At 40.0% G+C, this 21956-nt stretch carries 24 protein-coding genes; 20 read left to right on the forward strand and 4 right to left on the reverse strand.

Going from position 1 to position 21956, the window contains the following annotated elements; translation table 11 throughout:
• The first annotated feature begins 7 nt into the window (after positions 1–7).
• The 4 genes from T357_RS0109665 (at position 8) to T357_RS0109680 (ending at position 3386) form a co-directional block, all read left to right on the forward strand.
• Positions 8–328: a hypothetical protein gene (locus T357_RS0109665; RefSeq protein ID WP_031551625.1), complete on the forward strand. Its 321-nt coding sequence runs from the start codon at positions 8–10 to the stop codon at positions 326–328.
• Between the two features lie 77 nt (positions 329–405).
• On the forward strand, positions 406–933 hold the full coding sequence (locus T357_RS0109670) for a hypothetical protein (RefSeq protein WP_031551627.1): 528 nt from the start codon (positions 406–408) through the stop codon (positions 931–933).
• A gap of 18 nt (positions 934–951) precedes the next feature.
• On the forward strand, positions 952–1212 hold the full coding sequence (locus tag T357_RS0109675) for a hypothetical protein (protein ID WP_031551629.1): 261 nt from the start codon (positions 952–954) through the stop codon (positions 1210–1212).
• Positions 1213–1415: 203 nt separating this feature from the next.
• On the forward strand, positions 1416–3386 hold the full coding sequence (locus tag T357_RS0109680; RefSeq protein ID WP_031551632.1) for a hypothetical protein: 1971 nt from the start codon (positions 1416–1418) through the stop codon (positions 3384–3386).
• 134 nt (positions 3387–3520) lie between these two features.
• Here T357_RS0109680 and T357_RS0109685 read toward each other — a convergent pair whose 3' ends face one another.
• Positions 3521–4150 (reverse strand): anthrax toxin lethal factor-related metalloendopeptidase, encoded by a 630-nt coding sequence (locus T357_RS0109685; protein ID WP_031551635.1) that lies wholly within the window; start codon positions 4148–4150, stop codon positions 3521–3523.
• Positions 4151–4392: 242 nt separating this feature from the next.
• Between T357_RS0109685 and T357_RS0109690 the strand changes: the two genes are divergently transcribed.
• From T357_RS0109690 to T357_RS0109715, 6 genes are all read left to right on the forward strand, one after another.
• Positions 4393–4695, forward strand: a complete 303-nt coding sequence (locus T357_RS0109690; RefSeq protein WP_031551646.1) for a hypothetical protein — start codon at positions 4393–4395, stop codon at positions 4693–4695.
• Between the two features lie 248 nt (positions 4696–4943).
• A complete protein-coding gene (locus T357_RS0109695) occupies positions 4944–5354 on the forward strand; it encodes a DUF4430 domain-containing protein (protein ID WP_049962372.1) in 411 nt (136 codons plus the stop codon).
• Positions 5347–5853, forward strand: a complete 507-nt coding sequence (locus T357_RS0109700) for a hypothetical protein (RefSeq protein WP_031551650.1) — start codon at positions 5347–5349, stop codon at positions 5851–5853. The genes T357_RS0109695 and T357_RS0109700 overlap by 8 nt, the downstream gene beginning before the upstream one ends.
• Before the next feature lie 102 nt (positions 5854–5955).
• Entirely contained in the window at positions 5956–6834 is an 879-nt protein-coding gene (locus T357_RS0109705; protein ID WP_031551653.1) for a hypothetical protein, read from the forward strand.
• 132 nt (positions 6835–6966) lie between these two features.
• A complete protein-coding gene (locus T357_RS0109710; RefSeq protein WP_031551656.1) occupies positions 6967–7242 on the forward strand; it encodes an HU family DNA-binding protein in 276 nt (91 codons plus the stop codon).
• Positions 7243–7352: 110 nt separating this feature from the next.
• The gene (locus T357_RS0109715) at positions 7353–8321 is read left to right on the forward strand and encodes a hypothetical protein (RefSeq protein ID WP_031551660.1); all 969 of its coding nucleotides are present in this window, start codon (positions 7353–7355) and stop codon (positions 8319–8321) included.
• Between the two features lie 213 nt (positions 8322–8534).
• Here the strand turns inward: T357_RS0109715 and T357_RS0109720 are convergent, their stop codons facing one another.
• A complete protein-coding gene (locus T357_RS0109720; protein WP_031551663.1) occupies positions 8535–9953 on the reverse strand; it encodes an IS5 family transposase in 1419 nt (472 codons plus the stop codon).
• A gap of 215 nt (positions 9954–10168) precedes the next feature.
• Between T357_RS0109720 and T357_RS0109725 the strand changes: the two genes are divergently transcribed.
• Together T357_RS0109725 and T357_RS0109730 are read left to right on the forward strand one after the other, a co-directional pair.
• Positions 10169–11050 (forward strand): hypothetical protein, encoded by an 882-nt coding sequence (locus T357_RS0109725; protein WP_031551666.1) that lies wholly within the window; start codon positions 10169–10171, stop codon positions 11048–11050.
• Positions 11051–11113: 63 nt separating this feature from the next.
• Entirely contained in the window at positions 11114–12109 is a 996-nt protein-coding gene (locus tag T357_RS0109730; protein WP_031551669.1) for an InlB B-repeat-containing protein, read from the forward strand.
• Positions 12110–12186: 77 nt separating this feature from the next.
• Here T357_RS0109730 and T357_RS0109735 read toward each other — a convergent pair whose 3' ends face one another.
• Positions 12187–12717 carry an NUDIX domain-containing protein gene (locus T357_RS0109735; RefSeq protein WP_031551671.1) on the reverse strand — a complete coding sequence of 177 codons (531 nt, stop codon included), beginning with the start codon at positions 12715–12717 and terminating at the stop codon, positions 12187–12189.
• A gap of 12 nt (positions 12718–12729) precedes the next feature.
• Positions 12730–13062 (reverse strand): winged helix-turn-helix transcriptional regulator, encoded by a 333-nt coding sequence (locus T357_RS0109740; protein WP_029201516.1) that lies wholly within the window; start codon positions 13060–13062, stop codon positions 12730–12732.
• A 143-nt stretch (positions 13063–13205) separates the two neighbouring features.
• On the opposite strand from T357_RS0109740, the gene T357_RS0109745 reads away from it, so the two are divergent.
• The 8 genes from T357_RS0109745 to T357_RS0109780 all read left to right on the forward strand — a co-directional run bounded on the left by T357_RS0109745 (position 13206) and on the right by T357_RS0109780 (position 21950).
• Entirely contained in the window at positions 13206–13559 is a 354-nt protein-coding gene (locus T357_RS0109745) for a cupin domain-containing protein (protein ID WP_031551674.1), read from the forward strand.
• Positions 13560–14084: 525 nt separating this feature from the next.
• On the forward strand, positions 14085–16187 hold the full coding sequence (locus T357_RS0109750) for a TIR domain-containing protein (protein WP_031551676.1): 2103 nt from the start codon (positions 14085–14087) through the stop codon (positions 16185–16187).
• Between the two features lie 193 nt (positions 16188–16380).
• Complete coding sequence (locus T357_RS0109755; protein WP_031551679.1) at positions 16381–17088, forward strand: hypothetical protein; 708 nt, start codon at positions 16381–16383, stop codon at positions 17086–17088.
• Positions 17089–17101: 13 nt separating this feature from the next.
• The gene (locus T357_RS0109760) at positions 17102–17293 is read left to right on the forward strand and encodes a ribbon-helix-helix domain-containing protein (RefSeq protein ID WP_031551682.1); all 192 of its coding nucleotides are present in this window, start codon (positions 17102–17104) and stop codon (positions 17291–17293) included.
• Positions 17294–17319: 26 nt separating this feature from the next.
• Positions 17320–19278 carry an SPFH domain-containing protein gene (locus T357_RS0109765; protein ID WP_031551684.1) on the forward strand — a complete coding sequence of 653 codons (1959 nt, stop codon included), beginning with the start codon at positions 17320–17322 and terminating at the stop codon, positions 19276–19278.
• 20 nt (positions 19279–19298) lie between these two features.
• On the forward strand, positions 19299–20006 hold the full coding sequence (locus tag T357_RS0109770) for a YrzE family protein (RefSeq protein WP_031551687.1): 708 nt from the start codon (positions 19299–19301) through the stop codon (positions 20004–20006).
• A 199-nt stretch (positions 20007–20205) separates the two neighbouring features.
• Entirely contained in the window at positions 20206–21501 is a 1296-nt protein-coding gene (locus T357_RS0109775; protein ID WP_031551691.1) for a TFIIB-type zinc finger domain-containing protein, read from the forward strand.
• 176 nt (positions 21502–21677) lie between these two features.
• Positions 21678–21950 carry a hypothetical protein gene (locus T357_RS0109780; RefSeq protein WP_031551695.1) on the forward strand — a complete coding sequence of 91 codons (273 nt, stop codon included), beginning with the start codon at positions 21678–21680 and terminating at the stop codon, positions 21948–21950.
• Positions 21951–21956: the final 6 nt, after the last annotated feature.

Here is a 21956-nt window from a genome sequence, read left to right on the forward strand (position 1 = left end):
AGAAAACATGCAAAATTTATTTTTAGGATCGGTAATGACGGTGTTTTCAATCAAAACACTTATTGCCGGAATGGCAGAAGTAACAAGAGAAAAGGAAGAGACCGGCTGTGGCGATATCGTAAGTGGGATAGTGAAAGCCTATCACGGTATCTTTGGCTTAATATTGGCAATGCCGATCTTCTTCGGATTATTTCATAACGTGTATGCGTTTATGCCGGTAGCGCTTTATGCAGTAAGTCTGTATTTCTTTGGACAAAAAGTAACAGTTAACAGAAAAGCAAGCCGAAAAGTAAAGAAAGAAAAAAGAAGAAGCAGTGAACGAGATTAAAAACAAGAATGACCGCGAAAAAGAAGTCAGAATTAGGTATAATCTTTTCGAGAATCAATCTTTTGGGAGGTATGTAGATGAGTTCAAAAGAACAACAGGAATTAAAGGACCTTTTGAAGACAGACCCAAGATTCTTTTTTGAACAGGAATTTTTTTGCAAAATGTATCTGGATAATCCTGATAAGACAATAAAGACATTAATAGACCTAAGGGATGCAGGCGGTGTTTTCATTCTCATGCGAAACCTTTATGAGAAAACAGGAATGGAGTTTCCGTACTTCGAAGAACAGTTTCGTATGACATTCAATGACCATGAGGACTACGGTATTAGTACCGTGAATATCCTGATGCCACCTACGGAAAAAGACTATCACTCAAAAAACATAATCCTTCTCCGAACAACGATTAAAGGCAGGATGCCGATGTATGTGAGATGCTTTAATCCATTCTGCGAACTGTACAAGGCAGAATATCTTGCATCATTCTCAAACGGTGTGTATCGCAAGTTCGGTTCATTTGCTCTTGATGAAGAGCGCAGCGCCGTAGACTACTATAAATCCTATATAGAGGAAGATACACCTGACATAACATTGGAATTTCAGTAAAGAAAAAGGGAAAATTAAATGAACGAAAGAAACAATGAGTGTGATTATTGCATGTTACATGGAGAAACAGGTGATTTACCGGACAAGTGGATTTTTTCTGCAAAGGAAAAAATCGAGTGCAGGAACCGAATGATTCTTAGCTTAAACTGCGACGGACAGATTGATCCGACGGAGAAGGCTCTCCATGTATCAGTAGGGTTCGACGAGTCATCGGCTGTAGAGATAATCTCAAAGGATGTACCTATTAATTATTGCCCAATGTGCGGAAGAAAGCTTTGAGTTACTAAAACAAACATATAGAAGAGATGATAGCTGAAATATTCCCATGATGAATACCATGGGAGTATTTCAGCTTTTTTTTGCATATTGAGCTTTATTCACAGAGATACCTATGTATGTTATGCTGAAATCAATAACAAAAACGTGATTTAAGATTCGAGGTGAAATATTTCCGATTATTCTAAGAAAAGGAGGCAATGGCAATGAAAAGACGTATTTTGAGTGTTGTTTTGTGTGCTTCACTCATATTAGGATTACTTTCTGGCTGTGGTGGCGGAAGTACTTCCGAAACTACCGGCAGCATGGAAACGACCAGCGCAAAAAACAGCCAAAAGGAATCTTCCGGGAATACCAATACAGGCACGGAACCTGCCGTTACGGACGACAAAACCTCACAACAAGCTGTTTCCGGGGAAATCCTCGAAATCACTCTTCCCAGAGTTTCCAGGGAACGTGAACTTGTTCTGACTGCTGGAAACCTGGCACTACAAAGCTATGTTAACGCCAGGATGTGGACGGAAAAGCTTGAAAGGGTATCGCAGTCAGATGTAAGCGACGAAGATCTCACCGATATACTGGAACACTGCATAGAAGCATGGAAAACAGCCGATGCTGTATGTTCAAAAGCGGAATACATGGGTTCTCTATTGGAACAGGCGGAAGTGTTACCTGATTTCCAGTGGCTTCAAGAAGGCAGACAATCCAAACTTATTCCTTGGGACACGCCCACTAACTTTTCTATACGCTTATTTGGGAAAGGTATGTCAGACATTCGCCCACCATTTTCCGATGATTTTTTAAAGGAAAGCATTTTCGGCATTCGGGCCTATGCCGCTGAATATGATACATCCACTTACCTCTTGCACGATTGGGCTGAGAAAATGAATGATTTATATAAATCAGCTCCTGCAGGTGAGCGGGTACAACATCTTGCGAATATACTCGGAACGGATACTAAAGATGCATGGAGACAGATGCAGCTAGCCGAGAGTGTTCTTCATGGTGAGGCCGAATTTAAAGAAGATTTACATGATACTTGTTACAAAGTTGCCAAAGCATTGACTACCGCCGGCAAAGTAGCAGGCTTCGGATTAGCGGCAACTGCCTTTGGTGCAGCAACGCTCCCTATGACAGTCGGCGGTGCGATAAAGTACTACGGTGCGGCAGCCCTTTTATCTACCCAGGGTGTGGATGTAGTGACGGATGTCTATGATACCGGTGCAACCATTCTTTTGGGAACGGATGAAAACCTTACGGCGGAATTATACAATATGAAAGATGCTATCGGTGTTGCGGGTGCCTTTTCAGGTGCTTACGGCCTTTTTGCCGGTAATTGGAAAGGCTTTGAAAACTGGGGCCAGCAACTCATGTATTTGGGTGAATCCCTTAAAGACTTCAATAATGAAGGTAAGATCATGGGTATCGTCTGGAAGGAAGATAAAAACGGCAACATGTCCCCTACCCTTGTCAGTACAGAAATACCTGTTCCATATGATGATAAGGCTAGTGAAGATGTAATGAAAACATTGACTGCCGCCGGCATGGATGAAATGTATGCGAAGGCTCTCGCTGATTCAGGTGCGGATAATGTAGCCGGAGGAACAGCTTCACTGGATGGCGGCATGTTAAAGCCCTGGAATGAATTGAACTTGGATGATATCGATGAATACCTGAAGTATCTCGATGGCCTGAATCAAATGCATGACATTGAAAAAGAGATTGAAGAACTCGCAAAAGAATTGGAGAAATCCATTGAGGAATCATATCATATCGTAATGAATAGTCCCGAAAAGCTTGCAGGCAGATATTCCTACCTCAGTGATGAAAACGGGGAAGGTTGGGATGATCTCCATAAGCTCGCCGAAGGGTTGTCGGGAGAGACTATTGATCGTAAGGTACCACCGGTGGATGTCGTTTATGAAAATGAACACCTTGATTTGATTATAAAAGGAAAAAGTCTTAACGAAAGTTTTAATACAGAAGGTGTTTATGATCCAGGAGCTGGAACACTTACATATATGGTCGATAATGACAGTATTGTTTGTTACTTTACAAAGGACGAGTCCGGTAATCAATATATGCGTCTACTATATTCAGGAGGTACCACAAAAAGCGGAAAAAGCATGGAAGGCAACCAGTATTACATAAGGACCGGAGAAGCCGGAGAGGATTAAAGCTCTTGTTTTCCGTGAATCTGTGACTAATTGATAAAAAAATAGTTTAAAAATATTAGCGTTTTTTAATGAACGAAAGAACCGTTCCCGTGTTTCATACACAAGGGAACGGTTCTTTTTGTGGAAATTATGAATCACAGATTATTTACCAAATTGTTTATAAAATCAAATGTCTTTGGGGCAATCTGAGATAATTCTATAGGATTATTTACATAGGCTGCAAAGGAACCTGCAAAGTATTCGCACTGGTCCTGAGCTTCATAGTCTGATACAAGATAATTTCCCGAACATTCTTCAAGATATATAGCCTTGAAATCATCAAGTTCCGAGCGGGAACGGATGCCGCCTTTTGCATATTCGAATGTTTTACCGTTATATCTAAGCTCTGCCTTCTCCGATCCGATATCCTCAAAGACATAATCATCAAGAAAGTGGGCCATTTCATGAATTAGAGTGCCTGCACCATCATAATCTGTGTTAGTGAGAATCAGACACCCTTCACCATCGATTCCTGCATATATTCCGAGTAGTAGGGAGTATTCCGGATCGTAACCATCAAAGAAAGTTATGAAGTTACCGAGACTCTCAAACAGATATGTTACAATGCCTGGTATCTTATTATATTCTGCTCTTACAGCATCCTTCTGTTGCTGCGTCACTGGAACATCAAAATCCTCAAACCTCACATCAGCAAAAGCTGGACCTGTTATCAAAATAGTGGCCGCAGTCACTAACAGGATAATCTTTGTGCTCTTATGGTTCATCGTTAATGCCTCTCAGATAAGAAAGACCCAGGCACATACAACGAGGGCATGACGATTACCTACAAAAACAATATACTATAGCTTTGAGGGAATTTATACGAATATTGTCGAAAAAACATATTAAATTTTCGTTTATAACTAAATGCCGGAATAATATTCCAATCCTATATCGATTATCTTTACCCATAATTACTGTATAATGATACAAAAGTCATCGGAGTGTTTGCGAAGGGAGGCATGAAATGGGAGATAAACCGATGCCAAAGGAAAAGTTTGTTGCTATGATGAATGACGTTTTCCTAAAAATCTGGAAACCATATCAGAAAGACAATGAACTAAGTACGGACGAATATACAAAATTATTAGAAACAGTTGATGAGATAATAGATAAGTATAAAGAGTACACCTATACTACAGAAAGCGGTGAGAGAAAAGCATATGTTGAGAACTATGCAATCACAACACTGACTATAATAATGGCGAACGAAAAAGAGAAAAGGCAGGAACAGAAAAAGCTCCTGGATATCTTAAATGGGATTTCGTGAACGAAAGGAACTGCGGATTTCTGCAGTTCTTTTTTATGTCGATGTGAAAAATAAGAAAAAGTAGCTCAGATAGCATATAGAAAGAAAAAACCGATGAGGTGTATCGTAAAGAACTGGCTTTTTTGAAAGAAATATAAAGCCTATGATATACTTAAGCTTGTGAGAACAGGCTTTGTAAACGTGCCAGATATACATCATTTTCAGAGGAGTTAACTCAGAAATAAGCTTGTGGAAAAGAATAGGGAATCATGAATAAGAAACTATTGTATATAAAAGGAATATCAGCATTCATCATATGCATCATTTGTTTTTTGCTGATATATATCAGATTTTCGCCAAAGCCGGATTCTAGTGGACAGAAAGCATATACACTAGAAGTATCAGATGGAGAGAAAAGTAATCATTATTCAGGAAGGACCGATGCGGAATATCTGTCAGGATTACTGGACGAATTAAAAAACACGGAAGATTTTATATATGAGAGTACTTCAAGCGATTATGGAATGTATATTACTTCCGTGAATGGCTTGAAAGCCGATGATAGTAAGAAAACCTATTGGGCTATATATGTAAATGGTGAGTACGGACAGTACGGAGCAAATTCGCAGCCTGTAAATGATGGGGATACATATGCCCTTAAGCTTGAGAGTTATGAGTGATAACGCATTATCAGTAAAAGACATAGCATATTTGGGAATTTCACTTGCTATACTGGAAGCCTCCAAACTTGCGCTTGATTTCTTGCCAAATGTAGAAGTCGTAACGCTTCTTTTTATTGTATATACAATATTTTATGGCAGAAAAACACTGCTTATTGCATTTGGATTTACAGCTATTGAGTGCTTTCTTAAAGGGGTCAATGTTTGGTCTATTATGTATCTGTACATATGGCCAATGCTTATCTTAATGGTATTCTATGCAAATAGGAAAAAAGTGGGTTTCGTGTTCTATTGCATATTATCAGGGTTTTTCGGGTTGTTTTTCGGGCTGTTCTGTTCAATCCCGTACCTGTTTATAGGCGGATGGAGTATGGCTGTGACATGGTGGATTGCCGGTATACCGTATGATATCATCCATTGTGTCAGCAACTTTGTTCTGACTCTGATACTTTTCAAACCGCTTTGTAAGATCATGAGTAAAGTAATTTCAGAACAGTAAAGAGAGAATAATATAGGTTTTCAGAAAGACCGTAATTATTCGATAACTTTCAACCTCAAAGTGATGACATTTTATAATAGCTTCAAAATTAAGGAGGCAGACATGAGACGTATTATAGTGTTGATCTCATTAATATCTTTAGCACTTTCAGCATGTGGGAGTTCATCTAAAACCCGAGACAATAATGTATCTATATCATCAGAAACTCAGGAAACGGATGATTCTAACTCCAAAACACAGAATGATGATCCGGTGGCAGATAGCCATTCACATGACTTAAATGAGACTGCCTCAAACGGGGCAGTTGAACATAAACGTATCGACAGCGATATTATGGAACATTACGGCATATATCTTATAGACTGGTCCGAAGAACAGCTTATCTATGATGAAAACGGGAATCTCGTGACGGTCATGACCACAGACCGGAATGGAGCGGAATGCAAGCAGTATGACTTCTCGTATTTTGATTCCGGAAGAGTGAAAGAGATAATCGAGTATAGTAACGGCAATCCCGTCATCATCATTGATTACGACCGAAACGAAAAAGGTCAGAAGACAGTCCAGTATTCCAAGGTCAGCGACAATAAAGGCGGTTTCGCGGATACAGCAATAATCTACACGGAATATGATGAATCCGGTAACAGAATATATGACTATCCCTATACAGCGGATGGGGCACGACAGGAGTCTTATAGCGCATATCTTTATGACAGCTCAGGAAACCGCATTGAACTACAGTGCCGTGATAGTGTTACTGATGAAGTGATATCAAACGAGCTTTATGAGTATGACAGTAATGGACGTTTGATATGCTCTTCTTCATATTTCAAAGGGGTTCTGTCATCGAAAACGGAATATAAGTACGATGGAGATTTATTTGATTCTCTTGTGATATATACGGGGGCTACTGACAATGAGGGAATAACAGGTTATGATCTGCTTTTGCCATCTACACTGTATGAGCTTCAGGATTACTGACAGTGACCCGGTGTTGGGCACGTTTCTCAAAATGCAAAAGGGAAAAGATTGAACTCTTGAAGTCTTAAACACATACAAGTTCTCTCGTATGTAGTATAATAAACTCATGTTGTATTTACGGAGGTGATTCTTATGACAAAACAGGAATTAATAGCAGAAGTAGCAAAAAGAGCAGACATTACAAAGAAGGATGCGGATCTCGTAGTTAAAGCTACATTTGAGACAATTGCCGATGCCCTTGAGAATGGAGACAAGTTCCAGCTTGTAGGATTCGGTACATTCGATGTTGCAGAACGTGCAGCAAGAGAAGCAAGAAATCCAAGAGATGGTTCTGTAATGCAGATTGGCCCATCTAAGTCTGTACGCTTCAAAGCTGGTGCTGATCTCAAGAAACGTGTGAACGGATAACTCAAAACTCAATGCCTTAGAGGTTGCCGCTAAAGATGATTGTCTATAAGCGGCAGCCTCTTCACATTGTTAGAACAAAAATATTCTTCTAGGGTTATAGGAAAACTGTAATGAAAAATATTGAGATTAAGGAAGTGATACCGTACGCAAGTACCGTTTTGTTAGTAGCTTTGATGACACTTTCTGCGGAGGTTTTATATGAGAAGGAGATAATATTCCCCGAAATAACAGCATTAGCAGTTGGATATATGGTAGCAAAAAAGAGAAGCTGGAAGGTGAACGGAAGGCGTATGTTAGCTCTTATTACTGGCTGTGCGATAATGGGAGTGTGCATTGTAAGATTCGTTCCGTTTGATACGTATATCGAAGTTATTCTGGCATTTACAATCGCCCAGGTGCTTTTTATGTTTTCGGGAACCACATTCGCACCATTTGTATCAGCAATAGTGCTGCCGGTGATGATGCAGACCAGAAGTATAGTGTATCCAATAGCTGCATTTATATTGACTTCACTTGTGATATTGTTCCATAACCTTTTTCTGTTTCAGGGAATTCGGACAGATGAGGAATATGTTCCTGTGATGCTGAATTCAAGAGATGATATGATAGATACTGCTATCAGAATCCTTTGTGTGATAGTAATTGCCGGTGTTGCATTCAAAACAGGATATAGATTTATCGTGGCCCCTCCGTTACTTGTAGCATTTACTGAGTTTTCAAGGCCGGGGAACAAGACAAGAAATATGCCGGTCAAAACGGTGTCAGTGATAACTCTTTGTTCCATAATTGGTGTGATATCAAGATATATCTTTGTTATCAGGTTAGGGCTTCCTCTTACGATTGCAGCCATAGTTGCTACATGTGGAATGCTTACCGTTATTTATTTTTCTAAAATGTATATGCCACCGGTAGGCGCCATTACTATGCTTAGCATGATAATATCTGAAAGCGTATTGTTTACTTATCCGATTCAGATTTTTGTAGGCAGTAGCCTGATTCTTATTCTGTCCAGAATTCTTTTCATGAGACGACAGGACAAGAAAATATATGAAAAAAGAGCAGAACTACATGCAGAATGAGTAATAATTCCGTTAGTGAACGGATAATAATCATATCGATACTACTTGGAGGATACCGTCGGGTATCCTCTTTTTTTTGTGCACAAAAAAATTTTTCAAAAAATTTTTCAAAAAATACTAATACGACAAGAACTCCTAGCATACTTACAATGTCGGCAATAAAAAAGCCGTACAAAGACTAATTAGTGTATGCTCAGCAATCGCCTGATTTTTTCAGACGGCTACCTCATAAAAATACTTGAACCTTGAAAATATCAAAATCAATTTTTGGAACAAAGAAAGCCTCAGGAGGCAATCTAAGTTCATGGATATGATCGACAGGGCTATAGAGCTTCGACTTGTTTCTTCAAGCTTGGTCATGATTAATCCAAGACCATGACTATGTTTTGATAATGCAAATTTTCGCTCTACCTCAATTCTGTCAACGCTATCCACGTACTCTGTACGTTTATCGATTGAAACATTCTTCCCTGGTCTTCCTAAAGCCGGGCCTGCAAGTCTTATCCCTCGAGATTTACAATACGAAAGGTTTTCCCTATTTCTGTAAATCTTATCCGCAAGTACACGCTTGGGATAATGACCATTGCGCTTGAAGAATCTTTCGATGGCGGATATCAAAACCTCGCACTCATTGTATGCGTCGAATGATATTTTTTCTAACCTGCCTAGACCATTTTCGATACTAAGATCAATCTTGGCACCGAATTCTACAGGAGCTTTGCTCTTGCCCCTGACTATAGGTCTCACATAAGGCTGGGATATGCTTACAATCCGGTCCTGAACAGTGTGAACATTGTTTTTATACATGTATTCCTGCTGTTCATACACTTTATCAATGACCGCTATTCTTTCCATCTGGTGCTTGTCAGGATAGTATCCATAACTCATGAACCAGTCAATGTAATTCCTGTCACGCCTGATGTATTGGAGTTGTTTCTTGATTGCCTTACGTATTTTCTTGGAAGATTGTTTTTTACATTTAGCCAGGGCTAGGTAATCTTTTCTCGCATTATTTTTGTACATGCGAGGTTTTAAAAGGTTGTACTCGTAACAGACAGATGAAATAATTGCTTCAAGGTTTTCTCTTGCTTCATTTAACAAGTTTATGTCCTGAGGAAATGCAATGTTCTGCGGAGCACATGTTGCATCAATTATCAGCGTGCCTTTATTTTCAGAATCACCACTTGATGAATCATCGCTATGATCATTTTCGTATTCATCTTCATCATTTTTGTTGTAATCGATGATTAATTCATTGATCTCTGCAAGCTTTTCATCAGTGATCCTTTTGCGAAATTCCACCATCAAAGATGGTGCAAATGGTTTGTCCAATTGAAATCCAGGCAATCCAATAAAATACTGGTAATACGGATTCTCTTGGATCTGCTCGACGAGTTCTCTGTCAGAAAAGCCAAACTTTTTTTGAATCAGGAGAGCCCCCAGTGCCATACGTAGTGGTTTTGCAGGCATTCCACAATCAGAAGGAAACAGATCTGCATACACAGCTTCTATTTCATCCCAGGGAATCATGGCAGCTTTTTTAATCCATTTATTCTCTGGATCAAGTTTTAGACCCATTGGCTGATTGAAATCTCCGAGACTAAACTGATGATTTTGATTTTTCTTATACATGGGATTCTCCGCGAAAAGTGCAAGGTTTTTGAGAAACTTTGATGTAATTCCTTGCATCAATTATCTCACGTATAGGCAAAAAAGTCAGCAATTTCAAGGCATTTTAGTTCTTGAGCATACACTAATTAGATATCACACAACAGGGCACATGGCTTACTCATGTGCCCAAAAGCAAAACACTTGGAGAACTATGACGAAAAGAGGGAAAAACAAGTATGAAAAAAAAGCTGGCAATGCTTGGCTGCGCTGGTCTAATGACAGTAGCAACCATCGGTGGAGCATACGCGCTCTATTCCGGAACTGCAAAGACGGTTGAAAACAAATTCAACATTGTTGCTGGTGCAGACCATGGAACAGAAGGCTTCGATCCTTCAAACCCTGACGGACCAACAGACGGAACAGACGGAACTGTAGAAGAAGGCAACTGGGGCACAGTCGATGAAGACGGTGACGGACAGCCTGATGATATTAACGGTGACGGCATGATCGATGAAAATGATAAGCCTGATACAGACGGAGATGGTATCTACGATTCCGCAGATGATCTTGAGCCAGGGCAGAAGGTATTAAAGAACCCATCTATCACTTCAAACGTAAACTATGAGTCATGGGTGGTTATGCGTGTCAACATTCCTACAGTAAGCGGAAGACGCTCAGATGAAGCTTCTGTAACAAGACATGATGCAGTGATTCTTGCAAAGAACGGCTTTGAAGAAGTTGCAGAACCTACGGTTGGACATAAGCTTGGCGAAGACGCTGTTCTTCTCTCAAAGTACGAGCAGGACGGTCAGACAGTTTATTACTATGGATTCTTAGAGCCTCTTCAATCAAAGGAGAAGGATCCACATGAGACTCCTGCATTATTCGACTACTTCAGAGTACAGGACTTCGCAGAGATTGACGTAAACAATTCAGATGGACGTTCTTCAACAGAGGATGGTGTTGGTGTAGATGTTTCGGCAGCCATGATCCAGACCACAAACGTTAAGGATATTTATGCTGCAGGTGCAGAACTCGGTATCTGTGAGGCAACAAGCACCTCCGACACAACAAATACAACTGATTCTTCGTCTACACAGACAGGAAACGAAGGTTGATTCCTTAGTTAATGTCAGGCTCCATGCCTGGTATTTAATAAAAAATGAATAAAGGAGAAAACGATGAAGAAGCTAGATTTTGTCAAGACAACCGCGGTTGCTTCTATTTTTGCAGCAACCATTGCGGCAAGTCCGGCTTTCGCAAACACGACTGCAACATTCACCGTAAGTGATGATGCAGTCAAAGAGATTGCGACGATCCAGCGTTCCATGATGGAAGATGCTGACGAATCAGATTCAACCTCTTACGAAGCAGGTGACGAGATGGCTGAGGGATACCTTGATCCTCTGGATATCCAGAATGATATGCCCGATGCTGTTTCTGATGAAGACCTTCTTGAAGGAGAAGACGCTGCTGTAGAAGTTGAAGTTAACTCTGACACAGTAATACTTCCTACTCCAGAACGTGAAGGCTATGTTTTTATCGAATGGAACTCTGAGTCAGACGGCTCAGGCGAGAGCTTCCAGGCAGGTGATACTTTTGTGATAACATCCGAAGTAGAGCTTTTTGCAATATGGGAAGAAAAAGAGAGAAGTTCCCTCACCCTTAACTTTAACGAAGACTCATTCGTTAAAGAGAACTTTTTCGAAGAGGAAGAAGAGGGGGTAACAGTTCATGCAGTATCAACAAGATCTGCAGGAACATCAAAGAATGCTGAAGAAGCAGTTAAAACTGAGACAGGATCAGAAGAAATTGCTTTAGAAGACTCTGAATCTACCGAGATCAGCGAAACCGATTCGAAGGACGCTGAGACAGGATCAGAAGAAGTAGATGAGAGTTCACTGGACAAGGTAGAGACAGAGGATAAGGAAACCACCAAATCTTCAACAGATTCATCTCAAGATGCTGAACAGGTCAGCGAAAAAGATGATACTGTTGAAGAAGAGAAGGTTTCTGATGATAAGGAATCTGAAGAGTCAGAAAATGATAGTAGCTCAAAGGATGATGATTCAGATAGCGAATCAGGCAGCGATGAATCGGATGATGATTCAAGCAATGATGAAAAAGATGAAGAAGATGATTCTGAATCAGATGACTCAAATTCATCTGAAGAATAAGGACTGTCTATTCAAAAGAAGGAGTAGACCTCAGTTTAAATCTGGGGTCTGCTCCTTTTTATGTATAGGCCTGTCTGTCATGCTTTCTTTAACGCATCCATCATAATATCATCATGATCAAAGGCAAGATCTTTAAGTGTAAGTTCTAAATCACCATTCATGAACCGGAATTTGTCATCTTCATGTATAACGGTAAACCATCCGGCATCCGCTGCATCATCTGCGGCAATAGGCTTTACCTTATCAGGATCAACAACAGCCAAATATGCTGCAGAAACTGTCCATCCACGAGGATCCCTTCCCGGCTTGCTGTAAACTCCTATTAACGTAAGATCTTTCGGTGCCATTTCAACACCAGTTTCTTCTGAAAGCTCTCTTGCAGCTGTTTCCTCAATTCGCTCACCTTCCTCAGAAAAGCCTCCGGGAAAGGCCCATTTACCGAGACAGGGATGATTTCCTCTCTTTATGAGCAGTACCTTTTCTTCTGAGTCTTTCTTTGTGATTATGCAGATGTCCGCTGTTAAAGACGGCTTCTTCCATTTATTGGAATCATAGGATTTTAAATATTCTTCTTCGGTAAGTCCGTTCTTGTCTCTTATTTCACTCATTGTCAACCTCCATTAAGCATTGCATTTCCTTAATTCTTCAATATATTCAAATCCGAATAACTCAATCTGGTCCAATACCTTCCTGAATTTTTCACCCATTTCGCTAAGGCTGTATTCTACTCTTGGCGGAACTTCAGCGTATACTTTCCTGACGATCAGCTTATCATCCTCTAATTGTCTTAACTGTCTTGTGAGCATCGTTCTTGTGACTTCCGGAATGTTACGTTCTAGCTCATTAAAACGCTTTGTTCCTGTACTTAGCTGAAACAGGATAACTATAGCCCACTTCCCCTGGAGGACTCTTTGGGTTGTTGCATAAGGACATTGACCATATATACTTTTCATAAAAATTTCTCCTTGAAAATGCATAATAGTATCATAAATGTAACTATGTATTATAAATGTTCGTACTTGTTTGGATGATTCTTAGAGATAAAATGATGATACAGCAAACAAAAAGAAATAGCAAACAAATGGAGGAAAACAATATGTCAAATTTTAAAAAAGTAAATGTAACTGAGGACCCAAGAACAGAGCTTCATGACGCTCTCGGTTTAACAGGAGCAGAGATAAGTATTAACCATCTTCCTGCCGGAGCAAGTGTTCCCTTTGTACACTCACATAAGAAGAACGAAGAGATTTATATCATCCTTTCCGGAAAGGGCCGGGCTTCGATAGATGGAGAAGATGTTGAAATCGCTAAAGGTGATGTAGTTAAGATTTCACCTGAAGGAAAGAGACAGTTTTTTGCAGCTGATGATTCAGAGTTAAGCTATGCATGTATCCAGGTTAAGGCCGGTTCAATCGATGGCTACACTGCAGATGATGCGGTAGTATACTAAATCAAAAAAGCAGAAAAAAATATCAAGTTTCAGTTTCCTTTCAGCATCCGGTGATATTCTATGACCATCAGATGAGATACATCTGAACCCTATAGAAGTTTTTTCATACTACTCTGACCGGCAGCCCCCTAAACTGCCGGTAACCCTCTGAAAACCGATGATCAGATTATAGGCACTCTTATCATCTTTATATAATAAATTAACCGGCTAGATTTCTAGCCGGTTTTATTGTCACTAAAGTAAAAGTCGAAGTGCTGGCTTCCATTGTATATCGAGACCCCCGCAGCTTGAATAAAACATGACATCTACAATTTTTCTTTTATTACATTCTCAAATATATATGCTTCTGACTATATATCCACGCATAAGGTGTCATTAGTCAATTGAAGCTAGAATACAATTGTATTATAATTGTCTTTAATAGATAAATAGGTCGGTAAAAAAATTAAATATGGGTATACATGCATTATGTTCGAATTATATTCTGATGAATAGAACGCAAAGATGTAGCATAGGAGGATAAAAGTGGCAGTTTTTAGGTGTAAAATGTGCGGCGGTACTCTTGAAGTTCAAGAGGGAATGACTGTATGCAAATGTGAATATTGCGGGATGGTTCAGACAGTTCCGCAGTTAGATGATGAAAAGAAAATCAATCTATTTACTAGAGCAAACAGATTACGCAGTGCATGTGAATTTGACAAAGCATCTGGTGTATACGAGACGATTGTTACTGATTTTCCTGAAGAGGCAGAGGCATATTGGGGACTCCTACTTTGTAAATTTGGAATTGAGTATGTTGATGATCCAAAAACAGGTAAGAAAATTCCAACATGCCATAGATCATCTTTTGATAGCATTATGGACGATCAGGATTTTGAGATGGTTATGGAATATTCTGATCCCATTTCACGTGCAGTGTATCGTGACGAAGCTAAGTCTATTGAAGAATTACGAATAAGCATAAATGAGGTATCTTCTAAGGAAGAACCCTATGACATCTTCATCTGTTATAAAGAAACAGATGCTATGGGAGAACGTACTATCGATAGTGTAATTGCTCAAGATGTCTATGATGCACTTGTAGAAAAAGGTTATAAAGTGTTTTTCTCCCGTATTACTCTTGAGGATAAATTAGGTCAGGAATATGAACCTTATATTTTTGCGGCCCTTAATTCGGCAAAAATAATGTTAGCCTTTGGCACAGATTATGAATATTACAATGCGGTTTGGGTTAAGAATGAGTGGAGCAGATTTCTTGGCTTAATTGAAAAGGGTGCAAAGAAAACATTGATTCCCTGTTTTAAGGGAATAGATGCTTATGATATGCCGAAAGAATTTGCAAGACTTCAGGCACAAGATATGGGCAAGGTTGGTGCAATACAGGATCTGCTGAGAGGAATAGGAAAAATTTTAGGTGAAAGGGCAAGTGTTAGCAGTTCTTCAACGGCTGCTATTATAAGTGCAGAAGGTTCTGCACTTACTCAAAGGGGAAATATGGCTCTGGAAGATGGTGATTTTGACGGGGCGGAAGGCTATTTTGAAAGAGCGTTGGATGTTAATCCTTCAGATGCACGTGCTTACCTTGGTAAGTTTCTCGCTTTTTATAGCCTGACATCATTAGATGATCTTGATGATAAGGTATGCTTGCTGGATGATAATAAGGAGTTTAGACGTGCAGAACAATTTGCAGATGAAGATTTGAAAAAATCATTACAGAAAGTGAGAGAGTCAAACGAGCTAAAGATTGAAAGGTTGAGACTTATTGATGCCTTAAGGAAAGTTCGTCGAAAGAAGGGGGCCGAAGAACTGGATTCCATGAAAAAAAGTGCATATGAGTACTTGATGCAAGGTACTCCAGAAGGTGAGAAGGCCGCACGTGAAATTTATTCCAACTTGTTATCTACAGAGGTTATCAGTGCACATACACATAAGCAATTTATAAATAGCATCTCTATTACACAAGGAATTTTAAAAGTATTAAGTGATTATGAAACACATCCTTCATCAGCGATTGCTATAGAAGGCACACTGAATAAATATTGTCACACTGATGTTTCCAGAGTTTTAAAAGATCTGGTTGCATTTAAACTGATAGAACAGAGTGCTTTAGGTTATTCATTTATTGGTGCAAAAGAAGAAAAAGAAAGGCTATTAAAGGAGGCCGAAGAAAGACGTCAAAAAGAAGCAAAGCAAAGGGCTGCTTATGATGAAGCATGTGCAGCTGTTAATCGTCAGATTCAGGAGGAAATAGATTCAAGAGTCAGTCAAATAGCTGATGATTATGAATCTCGATTGAATGAAATTCAGATGGAACTCAATAAGGAAATCTCCGAATGTAATAAGCAGAGAGAAGAAATAGAACGCCAGATTAATGATTTGCGTAGCCAAAAGTCTTCATTATGGTTCTTTAAAGGTAAAGAGAAAAAAGCATTACAGGCACAGATTGACGATGCCCAGAATAGATTAAATACAATTCCTACACAACAGCATATCCAAGCTAAATATCAGCCTACAATCGACCAAGTAAATTCAGAGAAGAAGACTGAAATAAATCAGATAACTATTGAAGTAAAATCTCTATATCCTATGCCTAGATTAAAAGATTTTGTTGATGTGGTGACAGTATAATATATTGATGATCAAGGTGTTTTAAGCATAATTATTTCATTTCAAGACTCGGAAAACATTAGTTTTCTGGGTCTTTTTTTGTCATGATTATACAAAAATCCTAGTTGATTGAACATAGAATACAATTGTAGTATAATTGTCTTTAATAGATAAATAGGTCGGTAAAAAAATTAAATATGGGTGGAGATGCATTATGTTCGAATTATATTCTAGTGAAGATAAGGCAAAACTGTTTGATGAGATAACTGGGCATTTTTTTGACCGGAATTTTGGGTCAATGTCAAAATCTGATTATGAGACAATGCTGTTTCGCATCATGCTGGATTATCTGAGAGAGAAGGAGCCTGATCGCTGTAGCGACTACCAGATTTCAAAGATACTTGGTATCAGTCAAAGCAGGGTTAGGAATCTTAAAATTAAGGCTGAACTGGTATATCCGAGACAAGGCTTTGATGAGGACTGGAAGAAAGCTTTTACAGCCGATGTGCGTTATGCAAAGTATGACGAAAACTCTGGACTTGTCAAAATGAACATAAAGGATATCACAGTTCTTTTTGAATTAAGGAACTATATGGAAAATAACGGCTGGTATGATGAATATCAGCTGAATCCAAAGCTGTTCCAATGTCCGCTTGATGTATTCATTTCCCTATGTCAGAAAATGGATGGAGAGAACCTTATTATTGATGATGACACCAAAAAGAAACTGAAGGAGCTTGAAAAACTGAATCTCAACGAGCAGGAAAAATCAGCACTTGACTTACTTCAAGAGGGAAGATATCAGGAAGCTCTTAAGAAGCTGGGAAAGAAAGTTTCAAGACAGTTCCTAGAAGAGTTGTTGGAAACAGTTCCGTTTGGCAAGACTTTGAAAATACTATTAGAGGCAGTTAGCAGCAAGTAGAGAGTGAAAAATAATGGGAACAGATAAAAAGTTCATTGTGGAAAAACAGAAGTATTCCGGTGAGACGAAAGTCATCTCTCTGAGGATTCCCAAGGATATGCTGACAGATATCGATGTGTTGGCAGAAAAGACAGGGAGAAAACGGAACGAGGTCGTTATGCTTGCGCTTGAGTACGCGCTTGAAAATCTTGAAACTAAAGAATAATACAGATTATTTACCAGGAGGTAACCATGGCAAAATTTGCAATAGAATGTCCCAACTGCGGAAAGTATGCGGAGGGAAAAACAGGATTCTGGATTTTTGGAGATAAAAAAATCAAGTGTTCCTGTGGTTATACAATCAATGTAAAGACAGATAAGTTAGCATCAAGGACCTGCTCACATTGTGGCAATGATGTTGTGTTTGATCAAACAAAAGGTGCAGATGCATTATGCCCTGTATGCCATGAGAAAATTAACACAATGGCTGAAAATCAGCAGATGGCTGAGTTTTCTTGTAAACAATGTGGCGTCCGCCTTATGACGTCAAAAAGCGCCAGTGTATATACCTGTCCTATCTGTGATTATGAAAATGATGTTGCTGAAAGACTGACAAGCGAAAAGATACGAAGTGATGGTCTTGCCAGCATTATTAAATACGAGGGGGATGACCAGACACTTGTATGGAAACATCCTATAGAGGACTTTAACTATGGTTCACAGCTGATCGTTCATGAGAGCCAGGAGGCGGTCTTCTTCCGTGATGGTCAGGCCCTGGATTCTTTCGGTGCCGGGCGCTATACGTTGGAGACTCAACAGCTTCCTCTGTTAGAAAAGGTATACCAGCTTCCGACTGACACTGAGGGTACATTCCATTCGGAAGTGTATTACATCAATCTTGCCACTGTTATGGGTATAAAGTGGGGTACTGACAGCAAAGTACGGATGTTTGATCCGGCATCAGGACTCCATGTGGAGCTGGGTGCAAGCGGTGAGTTTAACATCAGAGTTGTCAATTCGCGTAAACTCCTTGCCAAGCTGGTTGGTACCACAGGCAAGCTAAGTCAGGATCAGCTCCTTGGGATCGGGAACGGCAAAGGATATTTCCGCGCAATGATAATGACACAGGTCAAGAGTTATCTTGCACAGACCATTAAAGAAAGCGGCATCAGTGTCCTTGAAATCGATGAAAGACTGATGGAGCTTTCAGAAAACCTGCGCATTAAGCTGAACCAGTATCTGGATGCTTACGGTCTCGAGATGCCGGAGTTCTTTGTTAGCCGCGTTATGACACCGGATGATGATCCTAATTTCCGAAGGATGAAGGAGCAGTATGCGGAACAGTACCTTAACGTAAAGCAGGAACAGATACGTAGAAAAGAGGCTGAAGCAGCTGCAGAACGCAAAGCTGTAGAAGCTCAGACTGCAGCCCGTATGAAGATCATAGGCGCTCAGGGAGAAGCAGAAGCACTGAAGATTCAGAAGCAGGCGGAAGCAGAAGCATATCGTATGCAGGCAGAGGCTGAAGCCATGGAAATGAAGATGAAGGGCTATACATACCAGCAGGAGACTGCCCGTCAGGTAGGAATGGAAGCCATGAAGAACGGCCTGACTGGAGGAGAAGGTGGTGGAGCCGGTCTGGGAGCACTCGGAGGAGTTGCCGGACTTGGCATCGGCCTTGGGGCCATGGGAAGTGTTATCGGTATGACGAAGGATGCACTGAATCCGGTTGGAGAGACTGCTTCACAGATGGGGCAGCAATTTGGCCAGACTATGATGGGTGGAAACTATACCCAGGGGGGGTCTCCGTCAGTTCCTTCCCAGCAGTCATCACAGCAAGGTCTCGACATATGGAACTGTGATGCATGTGGCTGCAAGAATATAACAAGTAAGTTCTGCCCGGACTGTGGAGCGAAGAAACCTGTGCCTAAGATCATGGCGGAAAGCGGTACGTGGACTTGCCCTTCCTGTGGCGCAAAAGGACTAACAAGTAAATTCTGCACAGAATGTGGTGCAAAACGACCTGAAGCGGAACAACCCGTAACTTGGACGTGTACAAACTGCGGAGCATCCGGAATTACCAGCATGTTCTGTCCGGAGTGCGGTGCAAAGAAACCGGAATCAAATCCTACAACCTGGAACTGTCCTGACTGCGGAGCCACCGGGATCACAGCTAAGTTCTGCCCAGATTGTGGCAGAAAAAGAGATTGAGAAGGGAGCTATGAAAATCTATGGAAAAGAATGAAGCACGCAGCGGTATCGTTCTTATCATCATCGCTGTGATATTTACCTTGGTTACGCTTATCTTGCCATTCAACAAAAACATCGTGTTCTGGATATCATGGCTGTTCGGAATCCTGGCGGTTGGTGCATGTGCCTTTGCGTTAAAATCAGCATTCCGCGGCGGTGTGTATGGAGGAGAAGGCGCAAGAAGCAAATTCTACGGATTCCCAATCGCCAAGATCGGGCTTATCTATATGGTTGCACAGCTTGTGCTAAGCCTTATCTTTATGGCTATTGGTTCCATGCTCCCGTTATATATCCCGGTAGTGATTAGCCTTATCCTTCTTGGTATGACAGCAATAGGGATGATCGGAGCAGATGCAGTTCGTGACGAAGTAGAAAGGCAAGATATAAGACTTACTACAGATACGAAGTGTATACAGAATTTAAGATCTATCGTGTACCCATTAGCTGCACAGTGTTCAGACTCAGAAGCGTCTTCCGCACTACAGAAACTTGCTGATGATTTTCGGTATTCTGATCCTGTCAGTTCAGAAAATACATCTGATATTGAAAAGGATCTTACGGCCCAGATGAGTGAGCTTCAGGCCGCAGTTATTGAAGGAAATGCGAGTGACATTAAAGAACTTTGTGGAAAGATCGGGATAACGCTGACTGAGCGGAACAGACTCTGCAAGCTTGGAAAGAAGAAGTAAACAAGACCTACTATGAAAAGTCTTAAAATGCAAAATGTGCGGCGGTGACCTTGCCTTCGAACCGGGTGCGACATTTTGTTTAAGATAATGACTTAATGGAAATTTCTTCCGGAGGGATTTTCCTAAAAGAGTATACCAATATAATCAATCTGGAATCATAACGTATAGATGATATTGAAAAACGGAGGTGCATGTATTTATGAAGCAATTAGTATGTGAAATGTGTGGAAGCAACGATCTTATAAAGCAAGATGGCGTTTTTGTATGTCAATCCTGCGGCTGCAAATATACGGTAGAAGAAGCACGAAAGCTCATGGTGGAAGGGACTGTTGAAGTTAAAGGAACAGTTAAAGTTGATAATACTGAGGAACTGTCAAATAATTTAATAAATGCAAAAAGGGCGTTCGAAGATAAACGATATAAAGATGCTGAAAGACTCTATTCAGAAATATTACGAGTTGAACCTGATAACGCGGAAGCTGTTTTGTGTCAGGGACTTGCAAAATCGTGGCAGGGAACGATTGCAAATAATGAATTAGATGTGGCAGAAAGAGCCTATAGAAGAGCTGTTGAAATTGTAGTTAATAAAAACCCTGATACACAGGAGAGTGCCGCATTTATAAATCACGGATTTAGTGAGTTCGCGTCACTTGCTATGGCATGGTCTAGTACATATTCAAGCAAGGTCAGTGAAGTGATTGATAGAGCAACGGAACGACAAAATCGTTTGGAAGCTGATTTTAAACGTCAGGCTTCATATCTGCATGACAGAGATGCATTTAAACATGCTCAGGAGTTGGCTTTACAACAGTTGGAAAATCTTCAAAATGAAACAAAAAAAGAGACTGATACTTATTTTGACAGAGGGAATCAATGCTTGAACAGGATTTTGTTAGAAGTGAAATTCGTTCAGGTTAAATGCGATGAGTTTATAGAAACGAAAGAAAGAATCTATAGGTTTTTAAAAGCAGCATTAGATACGATAAACAAGAATATTCTAAGCAAAAAACCCGTAAATGGAGAAGCCTTGCAGAAAGATTTTGATGTTATTTATGCATCCATTAATAAAGAATGCAGAAAATACGACGAAAAGAAGGTGGCGAAATACTGGGAGGAACATATAGAGGATAAGCAAAGAATTGATCAGGAAATAAATTCAATAGAACCCCATATTAATAAGCTCACTGAGGAGATGGAAAAGCTCTCTATGAACCCGCAAATTAAGGAATACGATGAGAATAGTACTTCGTTAATGGCAACCATAAATGAAAAAAAAGCTCAACTCAAAAACTTAGGATTCTTCAAACTAAAAGAAAAGAAGCAGTTGGAGAGCGAGATATATGAGTTGTCACATAAATATGAGAGCCTTAATTCTCTGAAATTAGAAGCTCAAAATGAAATAGAATTTGCAAAAAATGAGTATTTGATTCAAATAGAAAGCCTGAAGAACCGAAAAAAACAATTGGAAAATGATTTGTTATACCCGAAAATGTAATAACACTGTCTTTATTATTCACTGCCGATCATGATTACTATTTTATAGAAGAACAGAATGTTTTGTCGAATATACTGAAAAGAATCGGATTAGATTGAAGAAGATCGTAGAGAAGCAATAGAAATCAGAGATATTCTTGCAGCTCTTCAGGGTTTGGATTAATAAACGGAGTATAAATGGCAATTTTAAAATGTAAAATGTGTGGTGGCGACCTGACATTTGAGCCAGGTGCAACGGTGTGTGAGTGTGAATTCTGTGGAACTAAACAAACGATTCCTACAGCGGATAATGAAAAGGAGATGACTTTGTTTAGTCGTGCAAACCGTTTATTAAGAAGCTATGAGTTCGACAAAGCAGAAGGTATCTTTGAGTCCATAGTGCAGAATTCCCAGATGAGGCGGAAGCCTACTGGTGTCTTGTACTGTGTAAATATGGCATCGAATATATAGATGATT

It is taken from the genome of Oribacterium sp. FC2011, from assembly GCF_000701645.1.
Taxonomy (GTDB): Bacteria; Bacillota; Clostridia; order Lachnospirales; family Lachnospiraceae; genus Oribacterium.